The 13,496-nt window shown below is 42.6% G+C and carries 16 protein-coding genes; 1 reads left to right on the top strand and 15 read right to left on the bottom strand.

Annotated features, from left to right (window positions below):
- Positions 1-105: 105 nt before the first annotated feature.
- The 11 genes from rnc to ACNO7B_RS07725 form a co-directional block, all read right to left on the bottom strand.
- On the bottom strand, positions 106-849 hold the full coding sequence (gene rnc / locus ACNO7B_RS07775) for a ribonuclease III (RefSeq protein WP_017367233.1): 744 nt from the start codon (positions 847-849) through the stop codon (positions 106-108).
- A 184-nt stretch (positions 850-1,033) separates the two neighbouring features.
- Positions 1,034-1,267 carry an acyl carrier protein gene (gene acpP, locus ACNO7B_RS07770; RefSeq protein WP_003212028.1) on the bottom strand — a complete coding sequence of 78 codons (234 nt, stop codon included), beginning with the start codon at positions 1,265-1,267 and terminating at the stop codon, positions 1,034-1,036.
- A gap of 81 nt (positions 1,268-1,348) precedes the next feature.
- Positions 1,349-2,092, bottom strand: a complete 744-nt coding sequence (fabG, locus tag ACNO7B_RS07765; RefSeq protein ID WP_039166716.1) for a 3-oxoacyl-[acyl-carrier-protein] reductase — start codon at positions 2,090-2,092, stop codon at positions 1,349-1,351.
- Positions 2,092-3,036: an ACP S-malonyltransferase gene (gene fabD / locus ACNO7B_RS07760; RefSeq protein WP_417901376.1), complete on the bottom strand. Its 945-nt coding sequence runs from the start codon at positions 3,034-3,036 to the stop codon at positions 2,092-2,094. Before fabD ends, fabG begins: the two co-directional genes overlap by 1 nt.
- A 15-nt stretch (positions 3,037-3,051) precedes the next feature.
- Complete coding sequence (plsX, locus tag ACNO7B_RS07755; RefSeq protein ID WP_417901375.1) at positions 3,052-4,050, bottom strand: phosphate acyltransferase PlsX; 999 nt, start codon at positions 4,048-4,050, stop codon at positions 3,052-3,054.
- Positions 4,051-4,065: 15 nt separating this feature from the next.
- A complete protein-coding gene (gene fapR / locus ACNO7B_RS07750) occupies positions 4,066-4,632 on the bottom strand; it encodes a transcription factor FapR (RefSeq protein WP_017359102.1) in 567 nt (188 codons plus the stop codon).
- 112 nt (positions 4,633-4,744) lie between these two features.
- Positions 4,745-6,793 carry an ATP-dependent DNA helicase RecG gene (gene recG, locus ACNO7B_RS07745; protein WP_417901374.1) on the bottom strand — a complete coding sequence of 683 codons (2,049 nt, stop codon included), beginning with the start codon at positions 6,791-6,793 and terminating at the stop codon, positions 4,745-4,747.
- Positions 6,771-7,673, bottom strand: a complete 903-nt coding sequence (gene sdaAA, locus ACNO7B_RS07740) for an L-serine ammonia-lyase, iron-sulfur-dependent, subunit alpha (protein WP_024720342.1) — start codon at positions 7,671-7,673, stop codon at positions 6,771-6,773. The genes recG and sdaAA overlap by 23 nt, the downstream gene beginning before the upstream one ends.
- Positions 7,674-7,693: 20 nt before the next feature.
- The gene (sdaAB, locus tag ACNO7B_RS07735) at positions 7,694-8,356 is read right to left on the bottom strand and encodes an L-serine ammonia-lyase, iron-sulfur-dependent subunit beta (protein WP_008344864.1); all 663 of its coding nucleotides are present in this window, start codon (positions 8,354-8,356) and stop codon (positions 7,694-7,696) included.
- A gap of 149 nt (positions 8,357-8,505) precedes the next feature.
- Positions 8,506-10,179: a DAK2 domain-containing protein gene (locus ACNO7B_RS07730; RefSeq protein WP_025207321.1), complete on the bottom strand. Its 1,674-nt coding sequence runs from the start codon at positions 10,177-10,179 to the stop codon at positions 8,506-8,508.
- Between the two features lie 15 nt (positions 10,180-10,194).
- Positions 10,195-10,557 (bottom strand): Asp23/Gls24 family envelope stress response protein, encoded by a 363-nt coding sequence (locus ACNO7B_RS07725; protein ID WP_008344871.1) that lies wholly within the window; start codon positions 10,555-10,557, stop codon positions 10,195-10,197.
- 271 nt (positions 10,558-10,828) lie between these two features.
- Here ACNO7B_RS07725 and rpmB point away from each other — a divergent pair, with 271 nt between their 5' ends.
- Positions 10,829-11,017, top strand: a complete 189-nt coding sequence (gene rpmB / locus ACNO7B_RS07720) for a 50S ribosomal protein L28 (protein WP_003212514.1) — start codon at positions 10,829-10,831, stop codon at positions 11,015-11,017.
- Between the two features lie 69 nt (positions 11,018-11,086).
- Here rpmB and spoVM read toward each other — a convergent pair whose 3' ends face one another.
- From spoVM to rsgA, 4 genes are all read right to left on the bottom strand, one after another.
- Positions 11,087-11,167: a stage V sporulation protein SpoVM gene (gene spoVM, locus ACNO7B_RS07715; protein ID WP_008354550.1), complete on the bottom strand. Its 81-nt coding sequence runs from the start codon at positions 11,165-11,167 to the stop codon at positions 11,087-11,089.
- A gap of 71 nt (positions 11,168-11,238) precedes the next feature.
- Positions 11,239-11,883, bottom strand: a complete 645-nt coding sequence (locus ACNO7B_RS07710; protein WP_417901373.1) for a thiamine diphosphokinase — start codon at positions 11,881-11,883, stop codon at positions 11,239-11,241.
- A gap of 59 nt (positions 11,884-11,942) precedes the next feature.
- Positions 11,943-12,593: a ribulose-phosphate 3-epimerase gene (rpe, locus tag ACNO7B_RS07705; protein WP_268449517.1), complete on the bottom strand. Its 651-nt coding sequence runs from the start codon at positions 12,591-12,593 to the stop codon at positions 11,943-11,945.
- Between the two features lie 3 nt (positions 12,594-12,596).
- Positions 12,597-13,493, bottom strand: a complete 897-nt coding sequence (rsgA, locus tag ACNO7B_RS07700; protein WP_017367225.1) for a ribosome small subunit-dependent GTPase A — start codon at positions 13,491-13,493, stop codon at positions 12,597-12,599.
- Between the last annotated feature and the right edge of the window lie 3 nt (positions 13,494-13,496).

The following is a 13,496-nucleotide window of genomic DNA, read 5'->3' as shown; positions in this document are numbered from 1 at the left end:
GAGAGTGATCCTCCTTATGTATTTAAAGTACTATTATCTTACCATATGAACTGAAAAAAGATGATGGAAAACAGAGTGAAATCCCCCTGAATCACGAGGGGGATTTTATTGGTTCATATGATGTTTCTGTAATTTAGCAAGTGCTTCCTGTGCAGCATGCTGTTCCGCTTCTTTTTTTGAACGACCATTTCCAATTCCGAGCACTTCTCCTCTAAGGGATACATTGGCTTCAAATTCCCGGTTATGTGCTGGACCTTTTTCATGCAGGATTCGGTATTCAAGTACACCTTTTCCATCTCGCTGAACAAATTCTTGAAGCTGGCTTTTAAAGTCCATGACATGTGAGAATGCCCCGTCATTAATTTTCGGGTATACATAGGCTTCTAGGAATCGTTCAACAGGCTCAAGTCCTTGATCTAAATAAAGCGCTCCGATAAACGCCTCAAATACGTCTGCTAAGAGTGCTGGGCGTTTTCTGCCGCCTGTCATTTCTTCCCCTTTTCCTAAAAGAACAAGGTCTCCAAAGGACAGCTCATGTGCTAATGACACAAGTGATGGCTCACATACGATCGCCGCTCTCAGTTTTGTTAAATCTCCCTCGCTCATGGCTGGGTACTTTGCAAATAAGAACTGTGAGATCGTCAACTCTAAAACAGCGTCCCCTAAAAATTCAAGTCTTTCATTATCCTCATAAGGTTTTTTACGATGCTCATTCACATAAGAGGAATGTGTAAAGGCTTGATAGAGTAGTTTTTCATTTTTAAAGTGTACAGAAATGCGCTGCTGAAATTCTCTGAATTGCTCTAGTTTTTTGCTCTGTTTCTGTTTGTCTTTATAGTGTTTTGGCATAGCAACCTCCAGGTAGGCGTTATCGCCTTTAAGGATACTGATTATATGGAGTCTCTCTTTCTACATGCAAGGAAACCGTGCTCCTTAGCATCTGAAAAAGGCTGACAATTGATCAGCTGAATATGTTGAAACTAACATAAATTTTCAAAGTCCCGCCATGAAAATAGACGGGACTTTGTTACGCTTATTGCTGGCTATTTATGTAGTTCACAGCGTCACCGACTGTTGCAATTTTTTCAGCATCTTCGTCAGAAATTTCCATATCGAACTCATCTTCAAGTTCCATAACTAGCTCAACTACATCAAGGGAATCAGCGCCTAAATCTTCTTTAAATGAAGCCTCCATTTTCACGTCAGCCTCATCAACGCCAAGGCGGTCTACAATAATTTTTGATACACGCTCTAATACGTCTGCCATTGCCTTTCACCTCCCCTCAAAGTATTATAGTTGATTCGTTTTTAAAAAACTAGAGAAAACGTAACGAAATTTTGATATTTCTTAGGACATAACCATTCCGCCATCCACTTGGATGGTTTGGCCTGTAATATAACCTGCTCCTTCTGAAGCTAAAAAGACAACAACGTTGCTTATATCTTCAGGCGCACCAAAGCGTGCGAGCGGGATTTGCTTAAGCATTTCTGTTTGAACATTCTCATCAAGCTTGTCAGTCATATCAGTAGAAATAAAGCCTGGTGCTACGGCATTGACTGTAATATGACGGCTTGCCAGCTCTTTCGCTGTTGTTTTCGTTAAACCGATCACACCAGCTTTTGCTGCAACATAGTTTGCTTGTCCAGGGTTTCCACAAACGCCGACAACAGATGCTACATTGATGATTCTTCCGCTGCGCTGTTTCATCATTTGACGTGTCACAGCTTTTGTACAGTTGAAGACACCTTTTAAGTTTATGTTAATGACATCATCCCATTCATTTTCTTTCATTCTCATGAGCAGGTTGTCCTTTGTAATTCCAGCATTATTCACAAGAATGTCGATTGAACCAAATGTATCAACGGTTTGTTTCATTAATGCCTGTACATCTTCTGCATTTGACACATCCGCTTTGACAGCAAAAGCCTGCTGGCCAAGTGCTTTGATCTCATCGACGACTTCATTTGCTTTTGCTTCGTTGCCTGAATAGTTCACCACAACATTGGCACCTTTTTTCGCCAAATCGATCGCAATCGAACGGCCAATACCGCGTGATGCACCTGTGACAACGGCTGTTTTATTTGTAAGCATCAAGAATCCCCCTTGAGTGTTTGAATGGCTGCTTCAATTGTTTCTTGATCTGATACGGAAATGGTCGTCAGGCGGCGATTGACTTTTTTCACAAGACCTGAGAGCACTTTACCAGGACCAATTTCAATAAATGTTGTCACGCCTAAGTCAATCAGGCGTTCTACACTTTCTTCAAATCGAACAGGAGAATACAATTGTTCAATCAGCTTCGTTTCAATTTCATTACGTGATGTCACGATGTCTGCTGTTACGTTTGAAATCACTGGCGTCGCGGCATCAGAAATGTCTAATTTAGATAATACATCTGTGAATTTTTCAGCTGCTGGTTTCATTAATGCAGAATGGAAAGGTCCACTCACTTCAAGTGGAATTGCACGTTTTGCGCCCTTTTCTTTCGCTTTCTCTGATGCAAGTTCCACACCTTTTGCTGTACCAGAGATGACGATTTGGCCCGGACAGTTTAAGTTCGCAAGTTCTACAAGATGACTGCTTTCTGTCACTTCTCTTGTCACTTCTACAAGCGCCGCTTGGTCTAAGCCAAGAATCGCCGCCATTGCGCCTTCTCCTGCTGGAACGGCTTCATTCATTAATTCGCCACGCTTTCTCACTGCGAAAACGGCATCTTTAAACGAAAGAGCTCCCGCTGCAACAAGGGCTGTATATTCACCCAGACTGTGCCCTGCTGCATAATCTGCTTTGATTCCGCTCTCTTCAAATTTCTTTAAGATCGCGATGCTTGTCGTTAAAAGAGCTGGCTGTGCATTATATGTCAGCGTCAGTTCTTTTGCATCTCCTTCAAAAATCATTGAAGATAAATCAAAATCAAGGGTCTGATCTGCTTCTTCAAACACAGCTTTAGATGCTGCTTCTTGGTCAAATAAATCTTTTCCCATGCCAATTTTTTGAGAGCCTTGGCCTGGGAATAAAAAAGCAATTTTACTCATGCTGCTCTACCTCCATTACGACTCATTCGTGTCTTCTTTTTGAACTTCTTGATGAATGATAGCTGAAACGTCTTTTATAACGATATCGCGCGCCTGACGAATGGCATGAAAAATCGCATTTTCATCAGAGGAACCATGCGCTTTAATAACGGGTGCTTTTAAACCAAATAATGCGGCACCACCATATTCGGAGTAATCCATTTTAGATTTCATCTGCATTAATTTTGGCTTCATCATACCTGCTGCTATTTTAGCTGTGAAGCTGGATGTTAAGGTTTCTTTCAGCATTTTAAAAACAGAAAGGGCTGTGCCTTCGATCGTTTTAAGGGCGATATTCCCAGTGAAACCATCTGTGACAACGACATCTGCTACACCCTCTAATAAGTCACGCGATTCTACATTTCCTACGAAATTCAAATTTGATGCTTTTAATAATTCAAAGGTTTTTTTCGTTAAATCGTTGCCTTTTTTATCTTCTGTCCCGACATTTAAAAGTCCAACGCGTGGATTGCTCTTCGGAAAGACATGCTCTGCGTAAATAGATCCCATCATGGCATATTGCACAAGATGCTCTGGCTTTGCATCAACGTTTGCGCCGACATCCAATAATAAGAACCCGCTGCCATCAAGTGTTGGCAACGTCGGAGCAAGTGCTGGTCTGTCAATGCCATCAATTCTGCCTACGATAAACAGGCCTGCTGTCATGAGTGCCCCAGTATTTCCAGCTGAAATACAGGCATCTGCTCTTCCTTCTGAAACTTCCTGCGCCATTTTCACCATAGAAGAATCCTTTTTACGTCTCACTGCACGCACTGGTTCATCCGTTGGTTCAATGACTTCTTTTGCATCTAAGATCGTGATGCGTTCATGATTTGTTATGTATGATTTGATCTTGCTTTCATCGCCGACTAGTGTAATCTCGATATCTGAAAATGCTTCTAAGCTTTTTTGCACACCGTCAATAATGGCTTTAGGGGCATGATCTCCCCCCATTGCATCGACTGCAATTCTCATGTTATGTGCCACCTTTTACTTTTGTTTTGAGCGATACATGACGAAATCGCCTGAGAAGACAACTTCCTCACCTACATAGCTGTTTACTTCAACTACGGTTCTGCCTTTTTCTTTATCATGTGAGGCAACTTTGGCTTTTGAGACGACTCTTTCGCCTTGTTTGACCTGCCTTGTAAACTTTATATTTGCTTTTGCTGTCAAAGCCAGTTCATCGTCGATGACGGCTACTGCCAGCGAATTTGCCTGGGCAAAAAGATGATGTCCCCTGGCAATTTGGTTACGGCTGAATACATGCTCTTTTCTTACTTCAAAAATGGAAATCGCTTGATCGTCAAGCTCTACATCAATCATTTCTCCAATGACTTCATCCAGCGGAAGAGACTTCACTTCATCCTCTAATGTCTTTTCGGCCACGTGCTTAATTCGTTCGCGTAATTCAGGGATTGACAGCTCCAAACGGTCAAGTCGAACTGTTTGAATACTTACACCGAACTTACTTGCCAATTCTTCATCAGTAATGAACGGAGTCGAGCTGATCGTTTGCTGGAGAAGCTTTTGTCGTTCTTTTTTATTTAGTTTCATATGCAGACACCATCCGTACATTTATGACTAGGTACTAATAGTAGTATATAATCTCATAGATGATAAATCAATCCTTGTTTCAAAAAGACAAGAAAATTCCTCCAGCACTTGATCAGCTCAATTTATCTCCGCCAAGCACACCGCTGTCTACGAGTGTTTGCCTAAGTTCTTTGTATTCAGGCTCTGTCCAAAAGGCTTCAGACTGCACGAGCTCTGCCGCATCTTTTCTAGCGGTTTCAAGCGCTCTATAGTCATGAACCATGTCTGCCACTTTAAATTCAGGCATTCCGCTTTGTTTCTTGCCAAAGAAGTCGCCAGGGCCTCTTAGTTCTAAGTCCTTTTCAGACAGTTCAAAGCCATCCGTTGTTTCAGACATGATCCGCATGCGCTCTTTACCGGTCTCTGATTTAGGGTCCGCCATTAAAATACAAAAAGATTGATGCTCTCCGCGTCCTACCCGGCCTCTTAACTGATGAAGCTGTGACAGTCCAAAGCGGTCCGCATCATAAATGACCATGATGGTCGCATTTGGCACGTTGACGCCAACTTCAACAACTGTCGTTGACACAAGGATTTGCACATCATTGGAAGTGAAGTCTCTCATCACTTGATCTTTTTCATCACTTGCGAGTTTCCCGTGCATTAAGCCGATCGACCATTTTCCGCGATACGCCTCTGTCAGCATGCTGTGAACATCAATCGCATTTTGGACATCCAGTTTGTCTGATTCTTCTATAAGTGGACAAATAATATACGCTTGTCTGCCTTTTCTCAGCTCTTTATCAACAAAAGCAAGAATCCGCTCAAGCATGTCATGCTTCACCCAATACGTTTCAATCTGCTTTCGGCCGGCTGGCAGCTCATCAATGACAGAGACGTCCATTTCTCCAAATACTGTGATGGCAAGCGTTCTTGGAATCGGCGTTGCGGTCATAAACAAAACATCTGGGTCCTGCCCTTTGCTTCGCAGTTTTTTCCGCTGTTCCACGCCGAACCTGTGCTGTTCATCTGTAATAACAAGACCAAGCTGCTGAAATTCCACTTCGTCCTGGATAAGGGCATGCGTGCCGACTAAAATATCAATATCTCCCTCTTTCAGACGTTCAAGCAATTCTCTGCGGCGCTTTCCTTTCACTGAACTCGTCAAAAGAGCAATATTTAGCCCCCATTTTTCAAATAGCTGATACAGTGAATCGGCATGCTGTTCAGCCAAAATTTCAGTTGGCACCATCAGCGCACCTTGAAAGCCGGATAAATGAGCGGCATAAAGGGCAATTGCTGCAACAGCTGTTTTCCCCGATCCAACATCCCCTTGAAGAAGCCGGTTCATCCGGTACGGGGATGCCATATCTGCCATAATTTCATCAAGCACTCTTGATTGTGCTTTTGTCAGCGGGAACGGCAGGCTATGAACAAACTCAAAGACCGCCTCTTTTGAGAACGGATGCTGGATGCCTGATGTTTTTTCTCGTTCTTTTTTTCTGATCGCCTGCATCTTCAGCTGAAAGATGAGGAATTCCTCGTACACGAAGCGTCGTCTTGCTTGCTTGAGCGAGTCTCTCGTTTCAGGGAGATGAATGGTTTTTAGTGCTTCTTGATAAGACATGAGTTTATAAGCAGCTACAAGTTGCTTTGGCAGTGGATCTTCTGCATGGTCTACATAGAGTGACAACGCTTGTTTTACAAATCGTCTCATCATCTTCACGGTTACATTTTCTTTGACTGAATAAACAGGTTCTATACTGCCATCTTGTTCGTGTGTTCCTTTTTTAAATTCCTGCACCATAATGGATTGCCGGTTTTTATCCCACTTCCCTGTGACGGATACCGTATCGCCTAAAACAAGACTTCGTTTTAAATAAGGGCGATTGAAGCATATAGCTGTAATCAAAAAACGACCGACAAGCAGCCTGAATGTCAGCCTGCTTCGTTTTTTTCCATAATAGGTGAGAACGGGCTCACTGTGCACTTTTCCTTCAACTGTGACACGTTCGTCATGCCTGACTTCTTCTAAGTTGCGAAGCTCATAGTCGTCATATCGATAAGGAAAGTAGCCGAGTAAATCGGCTACTGTGTAGATTCCAAGTTCATTTAGTGTTTTTTCTGTTTCTTCTCCAATCCCTTTGAGGGCAGAGATCTTATCTTGCAATTTCTGTATCACGAGATGAGGTCACACCTCCGAAAATCTTCTTTTCAAGCTCCCTTGCTGTCGGTGTTGCAGCAAGTCCGCCTTGTGCAGTCTCACGAAGAGCTGTTGGCATCGTTTGACCAATTTTGTACATCGCATCAATGACTTCATCACAAGGGATGCGGCTTGTAATGCCGGCAAGTGCCATATCTGCTGCAATCATCGCATTAGAAGCGCCCATTGCGTTTCGTTTCACACATGGCACTTCCACAAGTCCTGCGACTGGATCGCAAACAAGACCCAGCATATTTTTTAGGGTGATGGCCATGGCTTCAGCGGATTGCTGCGGCGTACCGCCTGCCATTTCTACAATGGCTGCTGCTGCCATACCTGATGCAGATCCTACTTCTGCCTGACAGCCGCCTGCTGCACCAGAGATGCTTGCGTTATTGGCAACAACAAAACCAAATGCACCAGATGTAAATAGGAATCTGACCATTTGTTCCTTTGTTGGCTTTAATGTTTCTTTCACCGCAAAGAGCGTTCCTGGCACAACACCTGCTGAGCCAGCTGTAGGCGTTGCACAGATCGTTCCCATTGCTGCGTTCACTTCATTTGTTGCCACTGCCTTACTGACAGCATCTAAAATGGTATGACCAGACAATGTTTTGCCTGATGCGATATATGCTTGAAGTTTCACCGCATCCCCTCCTGTTAAACCAGATAATGATTTCACACCTTTCAGTCCGTTTTCAACGGCCTGTTCCATTACTTCTAGGTTGCGGTACATCTGCGAGAAAATGTCTTCACGTGACTTCCCTGTCACTTCCATTTCTTGAGTAATCATAATTTCTGAAATGGAGGTATTCCGTTCTTCTGTTAGCTGCACGAGTTCTTTGACGTTTTTAAACATCATACATAACCTCCTTGTTGTTACTCTGCAATTTGTGTGACTTGAATAATGTTTGGCAGCGTCTCAAGCTCTGTTAAAACCGCTGGATCAATATTCTGATCCACTTCAATCGTCATGAGTGCTTCTTGCCCGACCTCTTTACGTGCCACTTCCATATGACCAATGTTGATGGCGAATTTCGCTAACACATTGGCAACTGCTGCAATCGTCCCGTAGCGGTCGTTATGAACCACAAGAATGGCCGGATGATTCCCTGAGAGTCTCAGTTCAAAGCCATTTAATTCTGTGATTTCAATTTTACCTCCGCCAATGGAAATCCCGATTAATTCAAGGCTTCCATTCGCATCTGAAATTTCTACTTTTGCTGTATTCGGATGCGCTGGTACCGCATCTTCTTCTTTAAACTCAATATCGATTTCTTTGCTTTTTGCAATATCAATCGCTGTTTTAATTCGTTCATCAAATGTATCAAAGTCAAGAACACCGCCGATAATGGCTACATCTGTCCCGTGTCCTTTATACGTATCTTTAAAAGAGCCATAAAACGATACAACAATTCGTTTCGGTTCCCTTCCGAACAAGCTGCGAGCCACTCTTCCAATACGAGCCGCACCCGCCGTGTGCGAACTTGATGGACCAATCATGACGGGTCCAATAATATCAAACACACTTCTAAATTTCATAGGTCTTCCCCTCTCATCACCAATCACAGATTGGTTTGTTACTCCCTTTAGACTAATGGATTCATTCGATTCCCGCAACTCATTTCACGAATGGACACATAGTAAAAAAATGCAAAAGAAGAAGAAGGGCTTCATGTGCCCTTCTTTCTTTATTCAACAGCCAAAATATATGAATAAAGCGGCTGTTTTCCATCGTGGACTTCAACTTCTACATCTTCAAATGTGTCTTCAATATATGCTTCTAAAGCTTCCATCTCATCAGATGATGCATCTTCCCCTTTGATGATTGTGACAATCTCATCATCTTCTGTCACCATTTGGGTCAAAAGCTCTTTTGCTGCATCTAATTGATTTTTAGCTGTTAAGGTGATTTTTCCATTGTATAGGCCCATATAGTCGCCTTTGGCAATGTCGATCCCATCAATTTGGGTATCTCTTACCGCAAAGGTAATTTGGCCGCTTTTCACATGATCAATCGCTTCTAACATCGCTGCTTCATTGTCTTCATTCGAAGCTGCTTCATTGAGAGAAAGAAGTGCCGACATTCCTTGAGGAACGGTCTTTGTCGGAATAACAACGACCTCACGACTTGAGACAGTTGCCGCCTGTTTAGCTGCCATGACAATATTAGAATTATTAGGTAAGATAAAGACGGTTTCAGCATGAATGCTATCAATTGCTTTGACAATGTCTTCTGTGCTCGGATTCATTGTCTGTCCGCCTTCAATGACGACGGATGCTCCGATACTTTTAAACAAGTCAGCAATCCCTTCTCCCATTGCGACACTCACTACTCCAAAACGCTGTTTTTCAGCAGCTGTTGCTTTTGGTGCAGCAGGCGAGTGATCTTTTTCTTCATTGACGATCGAGCTATGCTGCTCTCTCATGTTTTCAATTTTCATATTAATCAAGCTGCCGTAGCGCTGTGCATATGATAAGACATCTCCTGGCTGCTCTGCATGAATATGAACTTTTGCAAGCGTATCATCAGATACCACAAGAAGTGAATCTCCGAATTCGCTTAATTCTTCTCTGAAGGCATTTTCGTCAAAGGACTGTTTGTCTTCTTCGAATTTCACCATAAATTCTGTACAATAGCCAAATTCAATATCTTCTGTGTTCATATGGCTTTGTGCACTTTTATGATGCTCTGCACTCACTAATTCTTTTAATGTTGGCAAAGAGGCCGTTTTAGGAGGAAGCTCTTCTCCTCTTAATGAAGCAAGAAAACCTTCATATACACAAAGAAGCCCTTTACCGCCGCTATCTACAACGCCGACTTCTTTTAAAACAGGAAGGAGATCTGGCGTGCGGTCCAGTGATGCTCTTGCTTCCTCAATCGTTAATTCTAGCACACGATCGATTTGGTCTTCTGTTGCTGAAACAGCAACCGCTTTCTTTGCTGCGTCTTTTGCAACCGTTAAGATGGTTCCTTCAATCGGTTTCATGACGGCTTTATATGCTGTATCAACACCGGCCTGCAAGGCAAGCGCAAATTCTTTTGCGTCAATTGTTTCTTTTTGTTCTATATTTTTGCTGAAACCTCTGAAGAGCTGAGACAGGATCACACCTGAGTTTCCTCTTGCCCCCATTAACAGCCCTTTCGACAGAGCCACCCCGACCTTACCAATGTGATCGGTATTTGTTTCTTCAACTGCTTTTGCCCCTGAAGTCATTGACAAATTCATATTTGTCCCCGTGTCTCCGTCTGGCACTGGAAAAACATTTAACGCATCAACAATTTGTGCGTTTTGAGAAAGATGGTGAGCACCTGCAAGAATCATTTTTGCAAATGAGCGGCCACCCAGATTTCTAATAGACAATATATTTCCTCCTTACTACGGGTTCGTAACTTTTACTCCTTGTACATAAATGTTGACTGAGTCAACTGAAAGTCCAATCGTGTGATGAATCGTATATTTGACTTTCGTTTGAACATTATGTGCGACTTCTGATATTTTTGTACCGTAGCTGACGATGATGTACATATCAATATGAATGCGATCTTCTTTTTGACGCACAAGAACACCCCGGCTGAAGTTCTCTTTGCGGAGAATATCCGTCAAGCCGTCCTTTATTTGATTTTTGGACGCCATGCCAACAATACCATAGCAATCGATCGCAGCGCCTCCTGCCACCATTGCAATGACTTCATTTGATATATCAATTTGTCCGTACTTCGTTCTAAGTTCAATGGACACATTGGTTCCCCCTTTTTGAGAAATTGCCCTGAGTTATCACTATTTTACTATAAGACCCTTCTTTTTAAAAGAAATCATTCAATCCGACCCAATCCTACTTATACTATAGCCTTGATTTTTTATCAAGATGTCAAGGTATTTTTCTTGAAAGAGGAGCAAACAATCCTTGCAAACCCCTTGAAGCTGTGGTAAATTATTAAAGTATCTTGAGGCATCTCTAAGTACGTATATGAAGAATATGATGATGTTTTCGCAGTTAGGAGGGAAACAAATGGCACGTAAATGCGTTATTACAGGCAGAAAAACAAAAGCTGGGAACAACCGTTCTCACGCAATGAACTCTACAAAACGTACATGGGGCGCGAACCTTCAAAAAGTTCGTATTCTAGTGGACGGTAAGCCTAAAAGAGTATATGTATCAGCTCGAGCTTTGAAATCTGGTAAAGTTGAGCGTGTATAAGCAAGAGTAAACGCCTGCTACAGTTAAATGTAGCAGGCGTTTTTATGTGGAAATAAAGGAGATTACTCATTAATCTTTCTTAAATGAACCAAGCATCGCACGGACAATGCCGCCAAGAAATCTAGGCAGTTTGATTGTATAAAATTTCATTTTGTCCCCCTCCTAAAAGTACCGCTTGCAGCACAATTGAGCTTAATCAGCCATCCACATTGATAGGTTGGTCAATCTTTGCTTCTTACCATTATTAATATGCCTTCATGAAAAGAAAAAGTACCATTTGAGTGGATGAGTTCGTTACTAATACATAGTGTGGAACCAGGCTCAATATGACAATTTTTCAGAGGATATTTGAAACCTTTTAATGTCAGCTTTTCAACCGATGTACCGAAGGGCAAAAACGACACATATTTTTTATCCGGGTCTTGTTTGATGTCGTATGTACCAGGTCCAAACATTTGAATAATATTTTGTTTATCTACAAGGTTCATGCTCTGTTTGTGCTGAATGCCTTTATAAAGGAGATGGATATTCCCAAGAAAATGATCTGCTCTTCCGCCTGTGATGCCGTAAATTTGAATATGTGCTGGATTCTGACGCAAAGACCAGTTCAGCGCAAGTTCTAAATCCGTTTCATCTTTCTCTGCCTGAAATAGATTGAGTGCAGGCAATTTCTTTTTCAGTTCATGAAGCTCTTCTTCTGTCACACTATCAAAGTCACCAAACGCTCTGTCAGGTACAATGCCATGCTCTAGTAAGAAAAGGGTTCCCCGGTCTACGCCGATCCAGAGAATGTCCTCCTCAGATGCTTCATGATCAAGCGGCGGGATGTACACAAAAGGACCGCCGGCTACGATATGTATGTGCATGATTACGCTCCTCTCCATTGAAAAAGAACCAAAGATCACAATGACTTTGGTTCTTTTTGTTATGCTTCTCGAATGGCCTGAATGGCCGCCGCGCGGTCTTCTTTCCCATATACCGCTGAGCCGGCAACAAGTAGATTAGCGCCTGCTTCTTTGCAGCTCTTTGCTGTCTCTACATTGACACCGCCATCTATTTCAATGAGTAAATCAGTTAAGCCTTTTTGTTCACTAAGTGTCTTTACTTCTTTTACCTTTGAGAGAACAGCAGGAATAAACGCCTGTCCGCCAAAACCAGGGTTCACCGTCATGAATAAGACGAGGTCAACATCCTCTAATACATGCGCGATTTGAGAAACGGGTGTGTGCGGGTTTAAAACAACCCCTGCTTTGACACCTTGTTCTTTTATATGCTGAATCGTGCGATGTAAGTGTGGACACGCCTCGACATGAACAGAAATAATATCAGCGCCCGCTTTTGCAAATGCAGGGATATACTGGTCTGGCTGCTCAATCATTAAGTGAACATCGAGCGGCAGCTTTGTATGCGGCCTGATCGCCTCCACTACATTTGGTCCAAATGTCATATTCGGTACAAAATGACCGTCCATCACATCAATATGAATATAATCCGCTCCACCTTGTTCCACATCACGGATATCTTTCGCAAGATTGGCGAAATCGGCTGATAAAATGGATGGGGCAATATAAACCATGATTTAGTACCTCGGCTTTCTGTCTTTAATTTCAGTTAAAAACTCTAAATAATGCTGATAGCGATACTCTCTGATGCGATCGTGTTCTACTGCCTCTTTTACCGCACATCCAGGCTCTTTTACGTGCAAACAGCCTCTAAATTTACATTCTGCACTCTTCTCTCTGATTTCTAAGAAATAGAGCCCTAAATCTTCCGCTTCGATACCTGTAAATTCAAGTGAGCTGAATCCTGGTGTATCAGCAATGAGCCCTTCAGCCGTTCGAATGAGTTCCACATGCCTTGTTGTATGTTTCCCCCTGCCAAGATGGGAGGAAATATCATTTGTTTTCAGTGCTAAATCAGGACTCATCGCATTTAAGAGAGAAGACTTCCCTACACCTGATTGACCTGCAAATACAGTAATCTTGTGATGGAAATGCGGGGTCAGCTTTTCAATTCCATCCCCTTCGATCGTCGATGTTAAATGAACGTCGTATCCAATTTGGCGATAGTCTTCTGCATAGGCTTGAATCGTTTCTCGCTCTTGCTCTGTTTTCAGCAAGTCCATTTTTGTGATGCAGATAATCGGTTCAATCTGGCTCTCTTCAACAAGCACCAGGAATCTGTCTAACAGCGATGTACTAAAGGTCGGCTCTGCTGCTGAGAAAACGAGCACCGCTTGATCAACGTTGCTAATAGGCGGCCGAATCAGCTCGTTTGTCCGCTCTTTTACTTCAAGCAAATAGCCTTCCTTATCGTTATCTGCTTGATAGACGACATAATCTCCAACAAGAGGGGTTATTTTGTTTTTACGAAAAATCCCTCTTGCTCTACACTGAATTACTTTGCCACTTTCTAGAGACTCATCCAGCACATAATAAAATCCGCTTAATGCTTTAATAATTTTGCCCTCAGGCATAAA

Origin of the sequence: Bacillus sp. AK25 (assembly GCF_048270685.1) — a bacterium.
Classification (GTDB): Bacteria; Bacillota; Bacilli; order Bacillales; family Bacillaceae; genus Bacillus; species Bacillus altitudinis.
Note: the sequence above shows the minus strand (reverse complement) of the source record. Positions and strands in the feature narration are given on the sequence as shown.

Bases quoted from the DNA above. Each gene is read 5' to 3' on its own strand.
- rnc (WP_017367233.1), bottom strand. From the start codon at position 849: ATGCCAAAACACTATAAAGACAAACAGAAACAGAGCAAAAAACTAGAG.
- acpP (WP_003212028.1), bottom strand. From the start codon at position 1,267: ATGGCAGACGTATTAGAGCGTGTATCAAAAATTATTGTAGACCGCCTT.
- fabG (WP_039166716.1), bottom strand. From the start codon at position 2,092: ATGCTTACAAATAAAACAGCCGTTGTCACAGGTGCATCACGCGGTATT.
- fabD (WP_417901376.1), bottom strand. From the start codon at position 3,036: ATGAGTAAAATTGCTTTTTTATTCCCAGGCCAAGGCTCTCAAAAAATT.
- plsX (WP_417901375.1), bottom strand. From the start codon at position 4,050: ATGAGAATTGCAGTCGATGCAATGGGGGGAGATCATGCCCCTAAAGCC.
- fapR (WP_017359102.1), bottom strand. From the start codon at position 4,632: ATGAAACTAAATAAAAAAGAACGACAAAAGCTTCTCCAGCAAACGATC.
- sdaAA (WP_024720342.1), bottom strand. From the start codon at position 7,673: ATGTTTAAAAACGTCAAAGAACTCGTGCAGCTAACAGAAGAACGGAAT.
- sdaAB (WP_008344864.1), bottom strand. From the start codon at position 8,356: ATGAAATTTAGAAGTGTGTTTGATATTATTGGACCCGTCATGATTGGT.
- rpmB (WP_003212514.1), top strand. From the start codon at position 10,829: ATGGCACGTAAATGCGTTATTACAGGCAGAAAAACAAAAGCTGGGAAC.
- spoVM (WP_008354550.1), bottom strand. From the start codon at position 11,167: ATGAAATTTTATACAATCAAACTGCCTAGATTTCTTGGCGGCATTGTC.
- ACNO7B_RS07710 (WP_417901373.1), bottom strand. From the start codon at position 11,883: ATGCACATACATATCGTAGCCGGCGGTCCTTTTGTGTACATCCCGCCG.
- rpe (WP_268449517.1), bottom strand. From the start codon at position 12,593: ATGGTTTATATTGCCCCATCCATTTTATCAGCCGATTTCGCCAATCTT.
- rsgA (WP_017367225.1), bottom strand. From the start codon at position 13,493: ATGCCTGAGGGCAAAATTATTAAAGCATTAAGCGGATTTTATTATGTG.